22 protein-coding genes, 1 tRNA gene and 1 pseudogene are annotated in these 19502 nt (G+C 55.9%); 21 read left to right on the top strand and 3 right to left on the bottom strand.

Features of this window, described 5'->3' with window-relative positions; genetic code table 11:
- From HY2_RS17495 to HY2_RS17340, 14 genes and pseudogenes are all read left to right on the top strand, one after another.
- Positions 1-217, top strand: a pseudogene (locus tag HY2_RS17495) (type II secretion system secretin GspD); the annotation flags it as partial.
- Positions 214-1713, top strand: a complete 1500-nt coding sequence (locus tag HY2_RS12320; protein ID WP_081815050.1) for a GspE/PulE family protein — start codon at positions 214-216, stop codon at positions 1711-1713. The pseudogene HY2_RS17495 and the gene HY2_RS12320, both read left to right, overlap by 4 nt.
- Positions 1700-2908 (top strand): type II secretion system inner membrane protein GspF, encoded by a 1209-nt coding sequence (gene gspF, locus HY2_RS12315; protein WP_034828065.1) that lies wholly within the window; start codon positions 1700-1702, stop codon positions 2906-2908. The genes HY2_RS12320 and gspF overlap by 14 nt, the downstream gene beginning before the upstream one ends.
- 43 nt (positions 2909-2951) lie before the next feature.
- On the top strand, positions 2952-3380 hold the full coding sequence (gene gspG / locus HY2_RS12310) for a type II secretion system major pseudopilin GspG (RefSeq protein ID WP_034828076.1): 429 nt from the start codon (positions 2952-2954) through the stop codon (positions 3378-3380).
- The gene (locus HY2_RS16855; protein ID WP_051594990.1) at positions 3380-3841 is read left to right on the top strand and encodes a prepilin-type N-terminal cleavage/methylation domain-containing protein; all 462 of its coding nucleotides are present in this window, start codon (positions 3380-3382) and stop codon (positions 3839-3841) included. Before gspG ends, HY2_RS16855 begins: the two co-directional genes overlap by 1 nt.
- Position 3842: 1 nt before the next feature.
- Positions 3843-4244 (top strand): type II secretion system minor pseudopilin GspI, encoded by a 402-nt coding sequence (gene gspI, locus HY2_RS12300; RefSeq protein WP_051594989.1) that lies wholly within the window; start codon positions 3843-3845, stop codon positions 4242-4244.
- Complete coding sequence (gene gspJ / locus HY2_RS12295) at positions 4241-4837, top strand: type II secretion system minor pseudopilin GspJ (protein WP_051594988.1); 597 nt, start codon at positions 4241-4243, stop codon at positions 4835-4837. Before gspI ends, gspJ begins: the two co-directional genes overlap by 4 nt.
- Entirely contained in the window at positions 4834-5817 is a 984-nt protein-coding gene (gene gspK, locus HY2_RS12290; RefSeq protein ID WP_034828064.1) for a type II secretion system minor pseudopilin GspK, read from the top strand. Before gspJ ends, gspK begins: the two co-directional genes overlap by 4 nt.
- Positions 5817-6923 (top strand): type II secretion system protein GspL, encoded by a 1107-nt coding sequence (gene gspL, locus HY2_RS12285; protein WP_034828062.1) that lies wholly within the window; start codon positions 5817-5819, stop codon positions 6921-6923. The genes gspK and gspL overlap by 1 nt, the downstream gene beginning before the upstream one ends.
- On the top strand, positions 6920-7399 hold the full coding sequence (gene gspM / locus HY2_RS12280) for a type II secretion system protein GspM (RefSeq protein WP_081815047.1): 480 nt from the start codon (positions 6920-6922) through the stop codon (positions 7397-7399). Before gspL ends, gspM begins: the two co-directional genes overlap by 4 nt.
- The gene (gene gspN, locus HY2_RS12275) at positions 7396-8142 is read left to right on the top strand and encodes a type II secretion system protein N (protein ID WP_034828059.1); all 747 of its coding nucleotides are present in this window, start codon (positions 7396-7398) and stop codon (positions 8140-8142) included. Before gspM ends, gspN begins: the two co-directional genes overlap by 4 nt.
- On the top strand, positions 8139-8618 hold the full coding sequence (locus HY2_RS17345; RefSeq protein ID WP_146617176.1) for a hypothetical protein: 480 nt from the start codon (positions 8139-8141) through the stop codon (positions 8616-8618). The genes gspN and HY2_RS17345 overlap by 4 nt, the downstream gene beginning before the upstream one ends.
- A gap of 102 nt (positions 8619-8720) precedes the next feature.
- Positions 8721-9539 carry a CAP domain-containing protein gene (locus HY2_RS12265; RefSeq protein WP_034828057.1) on the top strand — a complete coding sequence of 273 codons (819 nt, stop codon included), beginning with the start codon at positions 8721-8723 and terminating at the stop codon, positions 9537-9539.
- A gap of 289 nt (positions 9540-9828) precedes the next feature.
- Positions 9829-9978 carry a hypothetical protein gene (locus tag HY2_RS17340; protein WP_155836557.1) on the top strand — a complete coding sequence of 50 codons (150 nt, stop codon included), beginning with the start codon at positions 9829-9831 and terminating at the stop codon, positions 9976-9978.
- Between the two features lie 174 nt (positions 9979-10152).
- Here the strand turns inward: HY2_RS17340 and HY2_RS12255 are convergent.
- Positions 10153-10226: transfer RNA gene (locus HY2_RS12255), tRNA-Gly, on the bottom strand.
- Positions 10227-10296: 70 nt separating this feature from the next.
- Positions 10297-11838, bottom strand: coding sequence for an alpha-N-arabinofuranosidase (locus HY2_RS12250; protein WP_034828054.1), 1542 nt, complete (start codon positions 11836-11838; stop codon positions 10297-10299).
- Between the two features lie 138 nt (positions 11839-11976).
- Here HY2_RS12250 and crcB point away from each other — a divergent pair, with 138 nt between their 5' ends.
- The 3 genes from crcB to HY2_RS12235 are packed head-to-tail and all read left to right on the top strand — an operon-like array spanning position 11977 to position 14083.
- The gene (gene crcB, locus HY2_RS12245; protein WP_034828050.1) at positions 11977-12360 is read left to right on the top strand and encodes a fluoride efflux transporter CrcB; all 384 of its coding nucleotides are present in this window, start codon (positions 11977-11979) and stop codon (positions 12358-12360) included.
- Positions 12357-13403, top strand: coding sequence for an RluA family pseudouridine synthase (locus tag HY2_RS12240; RefSeq protein WP_034828048.1), 1047 nt, complete (start codon positions 12357-12359; stop codon positions 13401-13403). Before crcB ends, HY2_RS12240 begins: the two co-directional genes overlap by 4 nt.
- Entirely contained in the window at positions 13403-14083 is a 681-nt protein-coding gene (locus tag HY2_RS12235; RefSeq protein WP_034828045.1) for an HAD-IA family hydrolase, read from the top strand. The genes HY2_RS12240 and HY2_RS12235 overlap by 1 nt, the downstream gene beginning before the upstream one ends.
- Here HY2_RS12235 and HY2_RS12230 read toward each other — a convergent pair.
- Positions 14080-14892 (bottom strand): polysaccharide lyase family 20 protein, encoded by an 813-nt coding sequence (locus HY2_RS12230; protein WP_034828043.1) that lies wholly within the window; start codon positions 14890-14892, stop codon positions 14080-14082. The two genes, HY2_RS12235 and HY2_RS12230, sit on opposite strands and share 4 nt — an antisense overlap.
- 167 nt (positions 14893-15059) lie before the next feature.
- On the opposite strand from HY2_RS12230, the gene HY2_RS12225 reads away from it, so the two are divergent.
- From HY2_RS12225 to HY2_RS12205, 4 genes are all read left to right on the top strand, one after another.
- Positions 15060-15773, top strand: a complete 714-nt coding sequence (locus HY2_RS12225) for an ATP12 family chaperone protein (RefSeq protein WP_034828041.1) — start codon at positions 15060-15062, stop codon at positions 15771-15773.
- A gap of 108 nt (positions 15774-15881) precedes the next feature.
- The gene (locus HY2_RS17335) at positions 15882-16436 is read left to right on the top strand and encodes a hypothetical protein (RefSeq protein WP_146617175.1); all 555 of its coding nucleotides are present in this window, start codon (positions 15882-15884) and stop codon (positions 16434-16436) included.
- A gap of 180 nt (positions 16437-16616) precedes the next feature.
- Positions 16617-18149 carry an acyl-CoA carboxylase subunit beta gene (locus HY2_RS12210; RefSeq protein ID WP_034828036.1) on the top strand — a complete coding sequence of 511 codons (1533 nt, stop codon included), beginning with the start codon at positions 16617-16619 and terminating at the stop codon, positions 18147-18149.
- 207 nt (positions 18150-18356) lie between these two features.
- Positions 18357-19244 carry an alpha/beta fold hydrolase gene (locus HY2_RS12205; protein WP_034828034.1) on the top strand — a complete coding sequence of 296 codons (888 nt, stop codon included), beginning with the start codon at positions 18357-18359 and terminating at the stop codon, positions 19242-19244.
- Positions 19245-19502 lie beyond the last annotated feature (258 nt).

Raw genomic sequence — 19502 nt, 5'->3', positions numbered from 1 at the left:
GGGCCGCCTCTTCCGCTCTGAAGGCAAGGGACAGGTGCGCACAAATCTGATGGTGTTCATTCGGCCGACTATCGTGCGTGACCGGGATGATGCCCGTGTTGCAACGGAGCGGTCCTACCAATACATCCGCGCTGAAGAACTCTGGAACGGTGCAGACAGCAGCATCACGATTGATAAATTCGTGAACCAGGTATTGGGGAGCCCCCCGCCGCAATGATGGATCGCGCTGCCCCTTCCCAGTTCACATATGCTTTCGCCAAGGAGAAGGGCCTCGTTGTCCTGCCTGGGCGGGACGCGCTGACTGTTGCTGTGAGACAAGGGGCTGATCCTCTCAGCCTTGTGGAGGCAAGGCGGGCACTGGGCTCTGTTTTTGCGCTGGAATCTCTGGACAAGGATACATATGATCGTGTTCTGGCGGAGGCTTTCGCGCAAGGCCCCATGGAAGATGGGGATGTTGATGCGGCCGTGGAAAGCCGGGGAGGGCTGGAGAGCCTGATCGATGATATTCCGAAGGCGGCAGATTTGCTGGAAGGTCAGGATGATGCCCCCGTTATCCGTCTGATCAATGGCTTGATCCATGAAGCAATCAAGCGCCGGGCGTCCGACATTCACATTGATCCGTTTGAGAGCCACCTCTCCATTCGCTATAGGATCGATGGCGACCTGGTGGAGGTACTTACACCGCCCCGGAAACTGGCAGCCCCGATTGTTTCCCGTATCAAGGTCATGTCGAGGCTCGACATCGCAGAGAAGCGCCTGCCGCAGGATGGGCGTATCTCGCTTTCTGTGGGTGGACGGTCTATCGATGTGCGTGTCGCCACGCTGCCAACCCGCTATGGCGAGCGTGTTGTGTTGCGTCTGCTCGACACAAGGAACGCTCTTGTGGGTTTGCCAGAACTGGGCATGGATGCGGACACATATGTCCGCTTTACGGATGCTCTCGGTCAACCCAATGGCGTTATTCTTGTTACGGGGCCGGTTGGCTCAGGCAAGACAACAACACTGTATGCATCCCTTTCCCGCCTCAATAATGGCCGGGAGAATATCATGACGCTGGAAGACCCGGTTGAGTATGGTCTGCCCGGCATCAGCCAAACGCAAATGGATCATAAGGTCGGACTGACCTTCGCGGCGACACTCCGCTCTATCCTGCGACAGGACCCGAACATTGTGATGGTGGGTGAGATCAGGGACTCTGAAACAGCGGAAGTCGCATTTGAGTTTGCATCGACTGGGCGACTTGCGCTTTCCACGCTGCACACCAACAGCGCGGCCGGAGCCATCACACGTTTGCGCGATATGGGTGTGGAAGCCTATCTTCTGGCTTCAACCCTGAGGGCGGTGATGGCCCAGCGCCTCGTGCGCCGCTTGTGTCCATCCTGCAAGTCAGAACGCCCGGCAACGGCTGTCGAATTGGAAGGGCTGGGATTCGATCCTCAGCAGGAGATGATGGTTGCCGAGCCTCAAGGCTGCTTCTCTTGTGGCAATACCGGGTTTGACGGTCGTATCGGGATTTATGAGTTACTTGTGGTCGACCAGCAGATCCGCCAGCTGCTGGGCGAAGAGGCCAGCGAAGACAAGATCGAGCAGGCGGCCTTTTCTGAGCATGACCAGTTGCTGGAAAATGCCCGTCGCTATGTCGTTTCCGGCGAGACCAGCCCTGCCGAGGTTCTGCGTGTCTGTCGCAGGGAGGTGCGCGATGCCCGCATTTGAATATGTGGCTGTCGATGGTGAGGGACGACGGCAAAAAGGGATCATCTCCGCTGACAGTCCCAGGTCTGCGCGCAAGGAGCTGCGCCTGCGCGAGTTGATGGCGTTGGACGTGACACCGGTGAGCGAGCAGCGTGCTCATGCGAGCCTGATCGGGGGTCGCATCAGTGAGAAACAGCGCGTTCTTCTTGTGCGGCAACTATCCGTTCTGTTGCAGTCTGGCTTGCCGGTTGAGCAGGCGCTTGCCGCGGCAGCAGAAGATGCTGGCACACCTCAGGTTCAGCGCGTGCTGCATGCCGTGAAGACTGAAGTGACTGAAGGTGCCCGTCTGGCGGATGCCATGAATGTGGCCCCGAAAGCCTTTCCTGTTCTATTGCGCTCGGTCATCTCGGCCGGCGAACTCTCCGGGCATCTTGGGGATGTCATGGAGCGGCTGGCCACTTATCTGGAGCGCAGTCATCAGCTGCGTCAGAAGGTTCAGGCGGCTCTTATCTATCCGGCGGTCCTGGGTGTCATGGCCCTGGGCATGATTATCGCCATGATGCTGTTTGTCGTGCCACGTCTTGTGGAACAGTTTGATCTCTTTGATGCGGATTTGCCGCTGATCACCCGCATGGTGATTGGAATATCCAACACGCTTCAGGCAAATGGCCTGCCGATTGTTCTGGCCTTCGCTACGATCGTATTTGCGGCAATCCGTATTATGAAGTTGCCTTCCATCCGACAAATGCTCGACCGCTTCAGCCTGAGACTTCCCGTTATTGGTGAATTGAATCGCACTGTCTGTGCGGGCCGCTTTGCGCGAGTCTTTGCGACACTTTCCGGATCAGGTGCTACTGTGCTGGAAGCGCTGAGTGGCGCGAAGGGGGCGGCAGGCAATTTGGTTTTTGTTGAGGCAGCAGAGGTCATTGCAGAGCGTGTCCGGGAGGGCGGCTCCTTTTCCGGGGCGCTCAAGTCGACAGGTGTGTTCCCACCCATGATGGTACATATGGTCTCTAGTGGGGAAGCGGGGCGTGACATTCCCGGCATGATGACACGCGCGGCGGATTATCTGGACAATGAGTTCGAAACAGGTTCTGCGACGCTTCTCTCGCTTCTGGAACCACTCATCATCATCGTTCTCGGAGGGATCGTCGGCCTGATCGTACTCTCGATCATGTTGCCGATCCTGCAGCTGAATACACTTGCCATAGGATAAGGAGGAGGCGCTCATGAGAAAGCCAGTGTCAACGGATAGCAACATGAAACGCCGGAAGGAAGCAGGTTTTTCCTTGGTCGAGCTGATGGTCGTGGTGTTTATTATGGGGCTGCTTGCCACACTGATCGTTATTAATGTGGCACCCGCGACGGACCAGTCCCGCATTGGCAAGGCCCATTCCGATATCGCTGCGCTGGAGAGCGCTCTCGATATGTACAATCTGGACATGTACGGATATCCGTCGACAGAGCAGGGGCTTGCCGCTCTGACACAGGCGCCGACAGGCGCACAGTCTGCGCAGTATCGTCCGGGTGGCTACATCAAGCGCATGCGCACAGACCCCTGGGGACAGCCTTATCAATATGTCATTCCGGGCACGCGGTCTGGCGGGGCGTATGACGTCTATTCGGTCGGGCCGGATGGTCAGGCGGACACGCAGGACGATATCGGAAACTGGGATACGCCAGCCTGATGCTATGCTCATCCTCTTCCAACTCTGGCATGTCTCTGGTGGAAGTGCTTGTAGCATTGGCCATTCTTGCGCTCGCGAGTACGGCGATCGTCATGACCATGCCCCGGCGTGAAACGCGCCTGGACCGGGAGGTTCATCGACTGGAAGGCATAATTGAGCGTCTGTCAGATGAGGCAATAGCCTCCGGAGAGGTGCGCGGACTACGTATTGAAGAAGACGGGTATTTCGTGGAGGTCTGGCGTGGCGGTCGCTGGCAAGCCCTGCAAGAGGCGTATGAATTGCCGAACCCTGTCGAGCTGAAATTGCAGCATCCAGCTGCGCAGAAACCGGCCAAGGTATGGCCAGATATCATTGCGGACGAGACCGGTTTTGTGACGAGCATGCAGCTTGTGATTCAGGATGGGACTAAGAAACGTGTGCTGGTCACAGATGCTTCTGGTGCGGTCAGGGTGGAGAGCTAAGATGATTTCGTCTCGGTCTCAACAAGGCTTTACCCTGGTTGAAGTTTTGGTGGCACTTGGAGTCTTCAGTATTGCCGCGATGGCTTTGGCACATCTTGGCAATGAAAGCCTGCTTGGTGCGCGACATGTATCGCAACGCTTTCTGGCATCAGTGGAGGCAGACAATATCATGGCGAAGACGCTTGTGCGACCGGATTCCGTGGTGCCTGGCATTGATGCGGGCCGGGCAGTTCAGCGTGGGCGGGAGTTTGACTGGAGCCGTACGATCGTTTCGACCGGTCGGGACTCTCTGTTCGCGGTGACCGTTCTGGTCAGCGATGCACAAACGGGCCAGCAACTCGTGTCACGGCAGACTCTGGTCCGCAAGACCGTGAAAGGGCAGGCAGAGGAGTCGGAAGAATGAAGCGTTCCGGCGGGTTTACCCTTATCGAGATGCTGGTTGCCTTGGCGGTAAGTTCGCTCCTGCTGGTGGCGGGATCGACTCTGCTCATACAGACCCTACGCGCAGGGAATATGGTTGAGACCCATACGCGCGACGTGCGCGCGCTTGATGTTGCACATAGTCTGCTTCGGGACGATCTGGCCGAGGCAACACTGCGCGAGACGCGCGCGCCAAACGGCCTGGATGCGCCAGAGGCATTCAGTGGCGGACAATCCCTGTCGCAGCCCTTGTTGAGCTTTACCCGCAGTGGCTGGCTGAACCCTGCAGAGGCGGATGCTCGAGGAGATTTGCAGAGGGTCGAGTATTTTATGCAGGAAGGTAAGTTATTGCGTCGCGCCTGGATGAGGCCGGACCCTGTGCGAGAAACGCTGTATGCGGATAGAGTTGTCGTAGATGGCGTTGACAGAATTGGTCTGCGTTTCTTTGCTGGTAACAGCTGGCAACTGAACTGGTCAGGTCAGGCAGACAGCCTTCCGGAACTGGTGGAGTTTACGTTCGTGTATGGGGAAGGCGATGTGCTGCACCAGGTGTTCCTGGTAGGGGGCAATGGATGAAGACTTCTCGTCTTTCCCGTGAAAGTGGCGCCACCCTGCTGAGTGTCCTTCTTGTCATCACCCTGATGTCTGCGGCAGCGTTGGCCGCGACAGATGCTCTTGCAAGATCTGTATCCGTGTCTCGCACATCGGGCTATCGTGCAGATAGCTTCTGGGCGGTGCGGGGTGCTCTTGCGGCAGGTGAGCAGGTTGTCAATGAATTGCTTGCGAGTTTGCAGGGAAATCTTGCCGCGGATTCCAGTTTGCTGAGGGAGCCTGTGACTTTGCCATATGAGCGAGCCAGCATCATAATTTCGCTCAGGGATGCTTCAAATTGCTTCAACTTAAACTCCATTGAAGGGGACGAGGGTACGGGACGCGGTGGGAAAGCGCCTTTGAGAAGCCTGCGGACGCTTTACGAGGAAGCTGGTATTTACGGAAATGAGGCACGCCAATTGACAGATAGTCTCGCCGACTGGATAGATGCTGACACCAGCACGCGCCCATCCGGAGCCGAAGATCCCCTATACCGGTCACGTGCCATACCACACAGAACCGGTGGGCAGAAATTACTATCCGTCGCAGAGGTGCGAGCGGTAGAGGGCTACACATCTGAAGTCATGGCGCGCCTTGACGGTCTTGTCTGTGTACGGCGGGCTGAGTTTGAGACGTTGCTGAACATCAATACACTGACCCTTTCGCAAGCGCCGCTTTTGCCTGCCTTATTCTCTCGTGAATTGTCCATCACGGAAGCGGAGCGAATTATTTCCTCACGCCCTGAGGGTGGCTGGGCGAATGTCGGGGAGTTCCTCTCTCTGCCGGACATCATGAAGATCGCCCCCGAAATGCGATCAGACCAGGTGCTCTCCGTTGCGAGTAATCATGTCGAGGCAGATATCGTAATTTCATCTCCAGCGGGCGCTACGCGCATAACCGCCCTGTATGGCCGGATGGCTGATGGTTCATTTGTTCTCCAGGACGCATACAGGAGATCCAGTTGATGCAGCAGTCTTATTATTCCGAAATTCCTGCTGCTGGATCGACTTGGCGTTTTGCGCGGTCCAGCACGTCCGGAGTTGAACTTCTGCCGACAGGACAGACGCCGCCTGCAGGCAGTGAACTGATTGTATTTGTTCCGGGAACTGAGGTGACATCGCATAGTGTGAAGATCGCTGCGCGCCGTCCTGCCGAGCTTTCCAGGCTTGCCGCGTTTGCGGTTGAAGATGACCTTTCCGTGCCCGTAGAGTGCATTCATGCAGCTGTGTCATCAGGCCCGACTCAGACGGGTGTCCGTCAGGTCTATGCGGTTAGTAACGATCAGATGGAACGCTGGCTGGAGCAGGTTGCTTCATTGGGGTTTGGGAAGGCGCGCCTTGTACCTGATCTGTCGCTCGTGCCTGTAGGCGCTTTTGTCGATATTGGCGACCGTCTACTTTTTGCCACGGACGAGCATGCCATGGCCATTGATGCCGTATGGCCCTCTGACGTTATCGGTGCGCTGCTGAAGCAGGCCGGCGTTGAACTGGAGGCCCGCCGCGTTGATGGGTTGGTGCAACTCTCTGAATGGGCTGAGCAGACAGGAAAGCTGACAGACCTTCGGCAGGGGCGCTTTGCGCATGCAAGTGAGGCCGCTTTGCCGCTAAAGCGGTTCAGGCCTCTTGCTCTCATGACGGCTGCGTTGATTGCCGTTTGGGTGACGTCCCTGGCCCTCTCCACGCACTCCATGCAGAATTTGACCGAAATCTTGCTGGCACAGGCCAAGGCAAATTACGCCGCTGCCTACCCTGACAGTCCTGTGCCATCAAACCCGGCTGCGACCTTGCGGGCCTCGCAAGGGACGGGGGTGCGGGATGCCATTCCGGCCTTCATTGATACGAGTGCAGTCCTCTATGGTGCGGTCAACTCAACGCTAGGGGCTAACCTCATCAGTATGCGATATGATCGCCAGGCTGGCGAGCTTAGGGCGACATTGACCTATCCCGCTTTCGGTGCAGACCTCGACGTCAAAAGAGCCATTGAGTCCGTAGGTCTTAATGTTGACCTGGGAGATACGCGGCTCGAGGATGGCCGCGTCGTCGGAGACCTTGTCATAGGAGCGCCGTCATGAACGAACTATGGGTAACGCGAACCGATCGCGAGCGAATACTTATTCTTTTGGCCATGGTTCTAGTCGGGCTCATGCTTTTGCAATTAGTCGTCATCACACCTCTGCGCGCGTCCCATGCGCAGGCTAAAGCTGATCTGGAGGGTGCCTCGGCGCAGCTTGATGTGGTGAGCGCAGAACTCGTCTCTCGCCGAATGCTGCGTCCCTCTTCAGGTGTGCCATCCATTGTCTATGGGGAGCCGCTGCGTAAGGGTCTGGTGCAGCTTGCCAATTCAAGAGGTTTGAAAGTCTCCCGTTTGCAAACAGGTGAGAATGGCAACCTGACCCTGCAGTTTGAAAGCGCGCCGCCGACATTGGTATACGCATGGCTTGCAGATGCAGATAAAACATATGGTGCAGAGCCTGAGCGCGCCGCTCTGTTTGCGGCCGAAGCCGGGACAGTTCGTGCCAGTTTCGAATTTTCCGGGGCGCCATCATGATGCGCCTACGTACTTTATATATCATGCTCTTTGCAGTTTCTATCCTGGCCGGATTGGTTGCCTTCGCGCCTCTATCCTTTGTCATGCGTTACTCCGGACTATCATCACAGGGTATTGGCTGGCAGCAGGCGCGGGGATCTGTCTGGAATGGGCAACTTACGGGCCTGGTTTGGAAAGGACATTCAATTGGTGCAGTGAATCTGGAAGCGCAGCCGACTCTATTGTTCAAGGCAGCACCCTGGCATGAGGCCATCTGGAGCGGACCCGCAGGGCAGGGGCGGGCGTTTATAGGCTTTAAAGGAAGGGCTCTTGATGCGCAGGGTGTTTCGGCCAGTCTGTATGTGGACCGTTTCGTGGGACTTGATCCATCGCTTTCAAACCTTGGCAGTACAGTCAGGCTTTCAAGTGTGCGCCTGATGATGGACGGTGAGCGATGTAAGCTTGCTTCAGGGATAGTTACAACCGATTTGGCGAGACTAGCCGCTGTGGCATATGACCGAGATTGGCCCATACTGTCCGGACCGCTTTCGTGTGAGCAGGGCGAGTTGACCGCCCGGATGTCTGGTCAGGCAGATGATGGCGCGACCATTGTTCTGGATGCGAAGCTTTCCTCCGGAGTGCGGCTTGAAATTGAACCCGCGGATGAGGATTTGCGTGGAGTCTTGAAGTTGGCAGGTTTTAAGGCAGAGGGAACCAAATTGGTGCATGTAGGGCAGGTTCAACGCCAGGAGACACATCAATGAAGCGGAAACCTACCTTGTTTGGCGTCTGCTTTCTTGTGGTGACGGCATGCAGTTCAGCACCGCAGCAGAAGGTTTCTGTCGCACCAGCGCCTGAAGTGCTTGAGCCGGGTAATCTCCCACCGCAAAATCTTGAGCCAAGTGAGTGTGGTTTATTCCTTTGGACGCAGGGCACACCGCGACGATTTATATTCTTTTCCCGCGCGGCTAGCGGACGGGCAATTGCAATGCTGGATGCAGGCAAGCAAGAAGACCTGACCTTGGCGGCGCAGCGGGGGGACCTGTTTGGCCAGTTTATGACGGAAATGGATTATGCCATGCCCGGAGAAAAGATTGTATCCTTGCGTCTAACACCGGGTGAGTCGGTCGAGGGGGGACAAAAAATCTCTTCAGGTCGCATCGAACTACTGGATGTTGGAGGTTGGTCTACGATCATTCCTGTTGTCGGGTTGCGTGCATGTCAGCCGGATCCTGAATGATTACAGCGTAGAAGCTCTTTCTTTTAAAAATATCATACAAAACAAGTACATAAAACTGTAGTTACTTGACGCAAAACTGTCACATAAAGTATTGTGACAGTTATGTTGCAGATAAATTACAAATACATGTCAATCTCGGCTCTGGCGCTGGCGGCGCTGGGACTGACGGCCTATGCAGACTCCTCGTGTGACCTCACAGACGGCTTGTCAGCACAACCTGCGGCCTTCCAGAAGGAAACGGATGCCTGTCTTGAAGGGCTGAATGGCGTTAATGCAGATTCCTACATGCAGAACCAACTTCGGCACCTGACGGCCGCGGCGAGAAGCGAGCGCGGTATCAAGGAACTTACCAACCTTCCATCTCTGAACAGGGCGGCGCTTATCCACGCTTATGATATGGCCGTGCGCGATTACATTGCGCATGATGATCCAGAAGGACGTAGCCATCTGGATCGTGTCGGCCTGCTTGACCGGCGCGTGCTGATCGGTGCGTTTGGGGCGAATATGGCTGTTGTCGATGAAAATGCGACAGCGGAAGAGGCCTTTGCAGCCTTGATGGCAGACCCGGCAAACGTCGCTAATCTCAATCGTATGGCCTTTGATCATATGGGTGTTACGGCGGTCAAAGCCAATGGCCGCATTTACCTGATCCAGCTGTTCGCGCGTGTTGAAGGCCAGCTTGAGGCACCTCTCCCTGTGAACATGTCTCAGCGGACGGACCTTAGGGCCGTCTTCGCGGAATCCCGTGCAGAGCCGGTCGGCTGGTCCGTCGTATCAGCGGATGGTGATGTTCTTGCGAAAGGTATTGGAGACACAGCGCCTGCCTATTCCCTGACTGGTCAGTCAGGTTATCTCAATATCGACATGGCGCTGGGCAAGGATCTTTACACCCTGAAAGGTCCCGCTGTTTCGCTTTTCTAGGCCGCGTCCCCTTTTGGCGCGGAAGTACAGGCCGGCTCTATAGAGAGCCGGCCTTTTTGGTATTGAACCATGGCATCCTGATCGACTGTGGTGCTCTTATTCGTTCCACCCATATCCACAATCTGAAAAGCAACTGACGGTCGGGGAAGAGGGGATGGGGCGGCGAGAAAAGCGTGCGCCATTTCGGGGCATGCGCTCAACAGACGGGATTATCTGGGGAAACATCCTGATTGCCTTTAGAGTGGCGGGTGCTCTGTGTCCTCTCTGGGCGTTTGCCCAAGCTAAGCCCATGTACGGGCTTGCTGTCTTGCTCTGGTTGCGGGCGGGCCTGTTGTTTGTTTTGGGGGTGTGGATGCTGTCTGTCAGTCTCATCATACGCGAGATCCGCTGGATGGCCCTGGAGGCTGCCGTGGCGCGCGGTGATGTGGTCATCCCTTAGGGACGGAAGATGGGGAAGGTTCCCGGGAATTACGGCGCTGACGTCGCCGCAAAGGGCGATGCGAGGTAGGGTCAGCGGGGCGTGCGAACCCGGTTCGCCAGTGGTGAGCTGTAAACCGCCTGTAAACCTCGCCTAATTTATCTCTAAATATTGGCGCTAATGCTTTGTTTTTATTGGAGCGGGTGAAGGGAATCGAACCCTCGTCGTCAGCTTGGGAAGCTGCTGCTCTACCATTGAGCTACACCCGCTACGCAGATGTATTTGAGATGGAATCTGCCGCCGCGCAAGAGAAAAGGCGGTGACAGATGCCTAAAGAAATTATTCAAGTGTGACCACAATCACAGAGCGTGCAGGAGCGGACAGGATCAAATCGTCTTCAGTCCCTTCTGTGCGGTAGGGCACAGGATGGACGCGGTTCGGCTCATCGAAGGTATTGTGCGAATCCATGGTTTCGCCCTGCAGGATGCGGCCTGTGGCTGTGGAGGCACCGAAGGCACTCGCATCCACCAGATGATTGTCTTTTGCGGACGCATTCACAATAGCCAGGACTGTCTTGCCGTGTGCTGTGCGGGCCGCGCTGACACTGATCGCGGGCACAGTGACATCACCGTAGGTGTAGTCAGGTGACTGAATATCCAGGTCCAGCGCCTCGGCGCCCATAAAGGGCTTGTACATTTCGAAGACATGATAGGTTGGTGTCAGTACCATCTCCGGGCCATCGGTCAGGATCATGGCCTGCAACACGTTCACCATCTGGGCGATGTTCGTCATCTTCACGACATCGGCATTTTTGTGGAAAATGTTCAGATTCAGGCCAGCGACGATTGCATCGCGGATACTGCCTTGCTGGTAGAGTGCTGGTGGATCGGTGTCCTCATCCTGGTCCACCCACATGCCCCACTCGTCGACGTAGAGGCCGAACTCATCGGCGGGAAGCTCATGCTTTTCAAAGATGGCTTTCTGGTCCGCAATCACGTCTGCCATGCGCAATGTGCGCTTCATGGTAGAGGCCCACTCTGCTTCCGGGAAGCCGATGGCAGAGCCTTTCTCGCTCCAGTCACCCGTTGGCAGGGTATAGACGTGGAGGGAGATGCCTTCTGCCAGATCATCAATGTAGGGATGTTGCAAAATCGTGTCGGCATATTCCGGATTGCCATCATGCGCGCCGGAAATGATGCGCACGGGTTGATCGCCTGCGGTCTTCGCGAAGCTGGCATATTGCGAATAGAGATCGGCATAGGTCTCAGCAGTGAAATGGCCGCCACAGCCCCAGGTTTCGTTGCCGATTGACAGATAATCGACCTTCCAAGGCGTCGCGCGGCCATTTTCCTCACGATCTGCTGCGCGGTCGCCGGTCTCGGCGGTGATGTATTCCAGCCAGTCGGCAGCCTCTTTTGCGGTGCCCGTGCCTAGGTTGAGATTGAGATAGGTCTTCGCGCCAAGGCGCTCGGCAAAATCAAAGAATTCGTGCGTTCCGAAGGCGTTCGTCTCAGGTGTTCCACCCCATACCATGTTCACGCGTAGGGGGCGTTCGGCTTGGGGGCCAATCCCGTCACGCCAATGGTAGAGATCTGCGAAGCATCCGCCGGGCCAGCGCAAGACCGGCACTTCCAGCGCCTTCAGAGCATCAAAAACATCATTGCGAATACCGTCAGTATTGGGGATGTCGCTATTTTCGCCTACCCAGATGCCGCCGTAGGGTTGGGTGCCGACATGCTCCAGAAACTGGCCATAGATTTCCGGAGCAATCGTGTGAGTGGGTGCGTCAGTGTGCACTTCGATGCGCGCTTGCGCCATTGCTGGCCCTACGCTGAGCATCAGACCGGCGCTTATAAGGCCGGCCGCAATACGGATATTCATCAATGCCTCCCTTTGAGTTTAGCTTATTTTAGCGCTAACATTCGGATGCTCTACCCCCTCAAGTCAAGCTGCAATCCTTTTTGCAACAACGACATGGCGGCACTGGCTAAGCGTGCCCGTTGACGGTAGAAGGCGGCCATGAACGGATTTTTCGCAGTTGCAGCTGGCGGCGCCTTGGGCGCGGCTCTCCGGCATGGTGTCGGCCTTTTGGCTGTGCGCCATCTGCCGGCTGGCTGGCCGCATGGTACATTCTTCGTGAATGTCGCTGGCAGCATGCTGATGGGCTTGCTGATTGGCTGGCTTGCGCTGCGTAGCCAGGGTGAGCCCCAAGCGATGCGTCTGTTTCTGGCCACAGGCGTTCTGGGCGGCTTCACCACATTTTCGGCATTCTCGCTGGAAGTGGCGAACTTCATCCGGAGCGGCGATGTGAACAAGGCGGCGCTTTACGCTGTCCTGTCGGTCATTTTTGGCCTGTTGGCATTGTTTATTGGGCTCTGGATTGCCCGGAAAGTCTTCGCATGAGCGGCCAGATTGTTACCGAAACGGTTTCCGAGAAGGAAGCAGACACGCGCCTTGACCGATGGGTGAAGCGGCGCGTGCAGGTCTCCCAGGGGCAGATCGAAAAAATGCTCCGCACGGGTCAGATCCGTGTGGATGGGGCCCGCGCCAAGGCGAATACGCGCCTTCAAGCCGGTCAGCAGGTACGCTTACCCATTCTGGATACGGAGGCCTCCCGTCCAGCGCAGAAAAAGGCTGACCGGGTTTCCCAGGAAGATCGGGAATTTATCCGCGACCTCATTCTGTATGAAGATGATGAGATGATTGCCATCAACAAGCCTGCGGGTATCGCTGTGCAGGGTGGCTCCGGACAGGGGCGTCACATTGATGGCATGCTTGCGGCTTTGGGGGATGGAGAGCATCGCCCGGTTCTCGTGCACAGGCTCGACAAGGATACGAGCGGCGTGCTGCTGCTTGCCAAATATCCCAAGGCTGCCGCACAGCTGGCTGAGAAATTTCGCAGCCGCGACATGAACAAGATTTACTGGGCCGTCACTGTTGGTGTGCCTAACCCGCCCTTTGGCCAGATCCGTTGCTGGATGGTGAAGGGCATTGAAGACGAGAATGAAGAAGGCGGATACCGCATCATCAATCCCAAGGCGCGCGGTCGCCGCGATGCGGATCGCGAGCGTATGTTCCGTTCTGCACAAGGCGTTGAAGGCGCGCGCCATTCGATCACGGATTATGCTGTCGTTTCGACCGCCGGACAGAAGGCAGCCTGGGTTGCCATGAAGCCCGAGACCGGCCGAATGCACCAGCTGCGTTTCCATATGCTGGAAATGCAGACCTCCATTCTGGGCGATTTCAAATACCAGTGCCGTCGGGAAGTGCCGCAAGGCCTTGCGCCTGGCTTGCATCTTCATGCCCGCGCGCTAGTCGTTCCGCGCCAGAATGCGAAGCCGATCAAGATCGTCGCGCCGCTGCCGCCGCACATGAAGCAGACCTTTGAAGCGTTGGGTTTCCTGGAACAGGAAGCGGGCAAGGACCCGATGGCGCCATTCGTCTAATGTCAGGACTGAGGCTTGCCATCTGGGACGTAGACGGAACACTCGTCGACAGTCGTGAAACCATTCACAATATCATGGTGGAAGCCTTTGACCTGTCTGGTCTGACGCCGCCTGAATATGATGCTACGCGGCGCATTGTGGGCTTAAGTCTGCATGAGGCGTGCGCCCAATTGGCGCCGGATGCCAGTGCTGATGACATTGAGAAGCTCGTTACTGACTATCGCAACTCATGGCTGCGGGCACGAAGTCAGCCGGGCTTTTCACAGCCTCTTTATGATGGCGCGCTGGAAACGCTTGAAGCCCTGCGGGATGAAGGTTGGCTGATCGCCATGGCCACTGGGAAGACGCGCCGGGGAATTGCCAGCCTGTTTGAACTTCATAAGCTGGAGCACTTCTTCGATACCATATGGTGCGCTGATGATGGCCCCGGTAAGCCAAACCCCTATATGGTGGAGCAGGCCATGGGCGCTCTTGGCGCTGCGCCGCACGAGAGCCTCATGATCGGCGATGCCATTCACGACATTTCCATGGGCCGCGCTGCAGGTGTCTATACCCATGGTGTTAGCTGGGGCTTTGGTACAGCACACGAACTGAAAGAAGCAGGCGCACATGAGGTGCACCATGATTTCAGTACGCTGCGTAATAGCCTGATGGACTTTGATCCAAAAGCCCGACCCTAGTTTGGCTTTGACATGCCTTCAGGGGCAACGTCTTCAAATGAGCCCTGACCAATCATCAGTTTCACATCGTCAAAATAGGCGACCGTGTTTTCGTGCGCGTATTCCCCGCTGATCGCATAGACACCGAACTTCCAATAAGGGCCTTCCTTGTCATTGTAGCCAACAACAATATTGTCCTGCACGGTGTGAGTATCATCTACCCAGACTTCCACTTTTCCCTCGCCTTTTGTGTTGTAGACATCGTGGATAACCAGATTATGCCACTTTCCACGTTCGGCAGGGGCCAGTGGGATCGTCATGCCAGGATTGGTATAGGTGGAGCGTTCGGATTCTCCGGGTGTGATGACCTTGTTGTCGCCGACAATCAGCAAAACAAATTGTCCGTCCTCAACCGTGATTGCCACAGGAGGGTGGCGCCAGCTCTCGCCCTTGGCAAAGTCAGGCTGTCCATGGGTTTGAGCAATCATCAGGCGACGGCCTTCATCGCTTTCTTCTGTCTCATCCAGATAGAAGCGAAATCCAACCCAGTCCTGTCGGTTTTGTTTATAGCCAGGCACGCGGTCATACCAGGCAGACATCAACTCTGCGCTCTTGGTCGGGCGCGTACCATCCATGTCTTCCTTGCGATGCTCGAAACGAAGTGTGTCCTTCGTACCGTCAGGCGCGTCGGCGATCGAGCAGGCATAGTCAAACGCGCACTCCCGCAGCCATGAGTCTGGAGTGTCATAGACGGCAGGGCCGGGTTTTTCGCATGCTGTGACAGAAAGTGCAGAGAGTGCGCAGGCGATTGGGGTATATATAGTCCGCATGGAGCAAGCTCTTTTCGTTTCGAGACAGGGTCGTCAATTCAAGCAGTAAATGTGCCATGTTCTTATGAAAATCTGAAAGGCGTTGCGCCTGAGTGCTATTCAGATGTGGCAAGTGGACAGCATATCTGCCCTTGGAAAGGCGCCTATCAGAGCGTACATGCGCGGCCATGACTGACGTAACTCCAAAGCCCAAGCGCTTCTACAAGATTGCCCGTGCCGAGCAGGTGCCGGGTGGCTGGACCGTCCATTTGGACGAACGCGCGATCAAAACGCCCGCACGTGCAGCTTTGCAGTTGCCGACTGAAAAGCTGGCCAAGGCCATCGCGGCGGAGTGGAATGCGCAGGAAGCGCATATCGATCTCCTGTCCATGCATCTGACGCGTCTTGCCAATGTCGCGATCGATCGCACGCCAGAAGTGCGGTATGAGATGGCAGACGAGTTGGCGCGTTATTGCGAGACAGACCTGATCTGCCACATTGCTGAAGATGATGGAGAACTGGCAGAGCGAGAAGAGGCGCATTGGGCTCCCATACGTGCCTGGGCCGGACAGGCTTTGGATGTGATCCTGGTGCCGGTAGAGGGCATCATTGCCTCACCACAACCAGACGCATCGCTGGAGGCTGCGCGGAGCTACGCTCTGTCTCTTGACGATTTTGCCCTTACCGGCCTTGTCTATGCCTGTGGCTTGTATGGCTCTGCCGTACTGGCCTTGGCAGTTCTCGAAGGAGAGCTTTCTGCGACAGATGCCTTCGAAATCTCCCGCATTGATGAAGCCTGGCAGGCGGCGCAATGGGGCGAAGACGATGAGGCAAAGGCCGCGACGGCCCTCCGCCGCCTGGAAGCCAAGGCGCTGGATACTTGGCTGTCCGGCCTGAACTGATCTCCTGAAAGCGGTTCTGCGAATCTGAATCCCTGATGAACCGCAGTGAAACCGGCGATGAATACGCCGGTCAGACCCCGTTCCAATGTGGCGTGTTTGGATGCACGCATGATGAAACGCATCATTAAAGTCCGAGTGGCTGCCGTTGCTGTTGCTGCGTCAGCTCTCACAGTCGCCCCGGCAGTGGCCGATCCGGTTCGGGATAGCCTTGCCCAGATCGAAGCCCATCTTGGCGCTGATACAGGTCTCGTGGTCCAAATTGATCACAAGGATCGCGGCCATCGCGGTCGCCATCGTGGCAGCTACCGCCTGAATGAGTGGGGCCAGACGCGACATCAGGAGCGGCAGTTGCGTCGAGACGCGATCCAGACATGCCGTGCTGAGATCAATCGTGCTGCATGGCGCATTGGCTATCGCGATGTTGACTTTGATGATGATCGCCGTGTGCGTCAGATTGGCCCCTATGGTTTCCGTATCCGCTTTGATGATGTTGAATTCGAAGATCGGCGCAGGGACCGCGAAAAGGATGTGACCTGTGAGGTACGTCGTGGGCATGTCACCCAACTTGAAGGTATTCCGGAGAGGGCACGATACGGCCACGGTCGCGGATATGATCGGGGCTATCGCGACGGAAAGGATGGCCACCATCGGCGCAGATATTAGGGCATATGCCCTTGCGTCACTCCTGGAACAAGCCAGCCAGAATCGCGGCTTCAACGCGGTGACTCAGGTTTTACACTTGGGGCACTGTTGTTTGAAAAGGCCTAACGATGCACTTGCGTTTGCTGTTTCGCAGTATAAGCACGTCTGAAACAAAGACTAACAGACGGCTGGGAGAGGCCCATGAAGGACGTAATCGAAGCGCTGGAAGCAAAACGCGAAAAGGCCCGCTTGGGTGGCGGGGAAGCAAGGATCGAGAGACAGCACGCCAAGGGCAAGCTAACAGCTCGGGAGCGGATAGGCGTTCTTCTGGATGAAGGCAGCTTCGAAGAGTACGACATGTTTGTGGAGCATCAATGCTCCGATTTCGGCATGGAAGAGCAGAAAATTCCTGGCGACGGCGTTGTCACGGGGCAGGGCATGGTCAATGGCCGCCTCGTCTATGTCTTCTCCAAGGACTTCACCGTTTTCGGCGGATCTCTTTCAAAGGCACACGCTGCGAAGATCGTGAAGGTGCAGCAGGCCGCCGCACGCAATGGAGCTCCGGTGATTGGCATCTTTGATGCTGGTGGTGCGCGCATTCAGGAGGGGGTAGATTCGCTAGCAGGCTATGCAGACATCTTCATGGAGAATGTTCTCTCCTCCGGCGTGATCCCGCAGATATCTGTGATCATGGGTCCCTGCGCTGGCGGCGACGTTTACTCGCCCGCGCTGACGGACTTCATCTTCATGGTGAAGGATACATCATATATGTATGTGACTGGTCCGGATGTTGTGAAAACGGTGACCAATGAAGACGTCTCACACGAAGACCTTGGCGGTGCCCGCGTTCACGCGGCGAAATCCGGTGTTGTAGACGGCGCCTTCGAGAACGACATTGAAGCGCTGGTTCAGATGCGCCGTTTGATCGACTTCTTGCCGGGCTCCAATCGAGAGGATCCCCCGGCCCGTATAGTCTACGATTCTGCGGAGCGGGTTGAAGAAAGCCTCGACACCCTGGTGCCACCGAACCCGAATACGCCTTACGATATGAAAGAGCTGATCGAGAAGGTTGCCGATGAAGGTGACTTCTTCGAAATCAGCCCGAATTTTGGGGCAAACATCATCTGTGGTTTCGGACGTATTGAAGGCTCGACTGTCGGCTTTGTGGCCAACCAGCCAATGACGCTGGCTGGTGTTTTGGATATTGATGCTTCCCGCAAAGCAGCGCGCTTTGTGCGTTTCTGCGACTGTTTCAACATTCCGGTCGTGACCTTTGTGGATGTTCCGGGATTCATGCCGGGCACGAAGCAGGAATATGGCGGCCTCATCAAGCACGGCGCAAAACTGTTGTTTGCCTATGCTGAAGCGACTGTGCCTAAAGTGACGGTCATTACACGCAAAGCCTATGGCGGCGCATATGACGTGATGAGCTCCAAGCATTTGCGCGGAGATGTGAACTATGCCTGGCCGACAGCAGAGATCGCCGTAATGGGCGCGAAAGGGGCTGTCGAGATTATCTTCCGCAAGGATATTGGCGATGACGAGAAGATCGCCGCGCACACCAAGATGTATGAGGATAATTTCGCAAACCCCTATGTTGCCGCGCGCAAGGGCTATATCGACGATATCATCATGCCGCACTCGACGCGCCGCCGCATTGCCAAGGCGCTGCGTACCCTTCGGACCAAACAGCTGGAAAATCCCTGGAAGAAGCACGACAATATTCCGCTATAGAGCTGGAAGGCTCGCCTTTTGGTATCTGTCTGTCTGGGGGCCGCATCATAAGGGTGATGGCCCTCGGCTTCTTTAAAAATGTATATCCGCCTCATTTTTGAAAGATTTGATGCAGGTTTCTTTGTTAAGGGTATCTGCTGATGGATCACCTGAAGCCAATCATGAAAAACTTCCGGAATTTAGCCGGGAGAATTGCTCGGTGCAAATATGCAGGCAAGTGACATGCGTTGTGCCTTGGGGCGTGCCTATAAGGTTTATAAGGCGGGCAAATATTCGCTCGAATATATGGTGTGTGGCGGAGATGGGCCTCAGCCGCTCGTGATGATCCATTCCCTGGAGTATCCCGGGTGGCCGCCTCATGATTTCTGCGAGCAGGCAGAAGCCTCTGGTTTTCAGGTCATCGCTGTGCGTCGTCCAGGTTTTGGCAAAAATCCGATCCTTCCCGACATGAAGGAGCAGGCGGACCTGATTGCAGATTTTCTTCTCACGAAAGGCTTCAAAGACGCCATCATCGTGATGTCAGGCACCAGCTGTCCCATTGGCTATAAACTTGCCAAGAAGCAGGATTTGGCAATCAGGAACTCTATCTTCGTCAATTGCTGTTTCAATTACGATCAGATCGCTCAGTTCCAGCCAGATTGGTATGGCAAGGCTATTCAGCAAACCTTGCAAAGCGTAGCTGGCGCAAGATTGTCCCTGATGGCGCTCAAAAGCTCATGGGGCATTTTCGGTCGTACTTGGGTCCACGAAACAGCTCTGGCAAAAAGTCAGGGAGACATCTCTTTCCTACGCGAAAATCCACAGCTTGTTTCCGAGGCAATTGAAAACCTTCTTGCTCGTCTGGATGTCCACACGTTCCATGCGGAAATCGCGTCATCGGTGGCGACAGACCCGTCTTTGACAGATCGCTATTTTGAAGGGGTGCCGGCTCTTGTGATGTCTGGCAGTGAGACCACTGCAACCTGGAAGCAAGGCGTTGAAAGTGAAGCGGCGCGTCTGGGACTGCCTGCGGTTACATACTTGCCATCTGGAGACTTTCTGGCGGTGTATCAATCGCACCGGGAGTTTTTTGCCGCTCTGCAAAACCATGTTTAAGCCCGGCGGAAAGGTGGCCAAAGCCACCCTCGAGCAGCTATCGCGGGAATTGAGAAATCGAATACATGGAAGAGTTGCACACTGGTGCAGCGTTATAGTGAAGTAAAAAAAAACCTCTGCTCGGCTTCGCTATATTCGACGTAATGTGTAATGGTTATTGGAAGTATTAAATTGCCAGTCTGCAGATAAGTTTACAAACGAGTAACTGAGCTTCGTCTACCTATGGACTGACCTGAGCCCCAAATGGTCCCGCATTTG

It is taken from the genome of Hyphomonas pacifica (assembly GCF_000682675.1).
GTDB lineage: Bacteria > Pseudomonadota > Alphaproteobacteria > Caulobacterales > Hyphomonadaceae > Hyphomonas > Hyphomonas pacifica.
This window is presented reverse-complemented; position numbering and strand designations above follow the sequence as displayed.

Bases quoted from the DNA above. Each gene is read 5' to 3' on its own strand.
- HY2_RS12320 (WP_081815050.1), top strand. From the start codon at position 214: ATGATGGATCGCGCTGCCCCTTCCCAGTTCACATATGCTTTCGCCAAG.
- gspF (WP_034828065.1), top strand. From the start codon at position 1,700: ATGCCCGCATTTGAATATGTGGCTGTCGATGGTGAGGGACGACGGCAA.
- gspG (WP_034828076.1), top strand. From the start codon at position 2,952: ATGAAACGCCGGAAGGAAGCAGGTTTTTCCTTGGTCGAGCTGATGGTC.
- HY2_RS16855 (WP_051594990.1), top strand. From the start codon at position 3,380: ATGCTATGCTCATCCTCTTCCAACTCTGGCATGTCTCTGGTGGAAGTG.
- gspI (WP_051594989.1), top strand. From the start codon at position 3,843: ATGATTTCGTCTCGGTCTCAACAAGGCTTTACCCTGGTTGAAGTTTTG.
- gspJ (WP_051594988.1), top strand. From the start codon at position 4,241: ATGAAGCGTTCCGGCGGGTTTACCCTTATCGAGATGCTGGTTGCCTTG.
- gspK (WP_034828064.1), top strand. From the start codon at position 4,834: ATGAAGACTTCTCGTCTTTCCCGTGAAAGTGGCGCCACCCTGCTGAGT.
- gspL (WP_034828062.1), top strand. From the start codon at position 5,817: ATGCAGCAGTCTTATTATTCCGAAATTCCTGCTGCTGGATCGACTTGG.
- gspM (WP_081815047.1), top strand. From the start codon at position 6,920: ATGAACGAACTATGGGTAACGCGAACCGATCGCGAGCGAATACTTATT.
- gspN (WP_034828059.1), top strand. From the start codon at position 7,396: ATGATGCGCCTACGTACTTTATATATCATGCTCTTTGCAGTTTCTATC.
- HY2_RS17345 (WP_146617176.1), top strand. From the start codon at position 8,139: ATGAAGCGGAAACCTACCTTGTTTGGCGTCTGCTTTCTTGTGGTGACG.
- HY2_RS12265 (WP_034828057.1), top strand. From the start codon at position 8,721: ATGTTGCAGATAAATTACAAATACATGTCAATCTCGGCTCTGGCGCTG.
- HY2_RS17340 (WP_155836557.1), top strand. From the start codon at position 9,829: ATGTACGGGCTTGCTGTCTTGCTCTGGTTGCGGGCGGGCCTGTTGTTT.
- HY2_RS12250 (WP_034828054.1), bottom strand. From the start codon at position 11,838: ATGAATATCCGTATTGCGGCCGGCCTTATAAGCGCCGGTCTGATGCTC.
- crcB (WP_034828050.1), top strand. From the start codon at position 11,977: ATGAACGGATTTTTCGCAGTTGCAGCTGGCGGCGCCTTGGGCGCGGCT.
- HY2_RS12240 (WP_034828048.1), top strand. From the start codon at position 12,357: ATGAGCGGCCAGATTGTTACCGAAACGGTTTCCGAGAAGGAAGCAGAC.
- HY2_RS12235 (WP_034828045.1), top strand. From the start codon at position 13,403: ATGTCAGGACTGAGGCTTGCCATCTGGGACGTAGACGGAACACTCGTC.
- HY2_RS12230 (WP_034828043.1), bottom strand. From the start codon at position 14,892: ATGCGGACTATATATACCCCAATCGCCTGCGCACTCTCTGCACTTTCT.
- HY2_RS12225 (WP_034828041.1), top strand. From the start codon at position 15,060: ATGACTGACGTAACTCCAAAGCCCAAGCGCTTCTACAAGATTGCCCGT.
- HY2_RS17335 (WP_146617175.1), top strand. From the start codon at position 15,882: ATGATGAAACGCATCATTAAAGTCCGAGTGGCTGCCGTTGCTGTTGCT.
- HY2_RS12210 (WP_034828036.1), top strand. From the start codon at position 16,617: ATGAAGGACGTAATCGAAGCGCTGGAAGCAAAACGCGAAAAGGCCCGC.
- HY2_RS12205 (WP_034828034.1), top strand. From the start codon at position 18,357: ATGCAGGCAAGTGACATGCGTTGTGCCTTGGGGCGTGCCTATAAGGTT.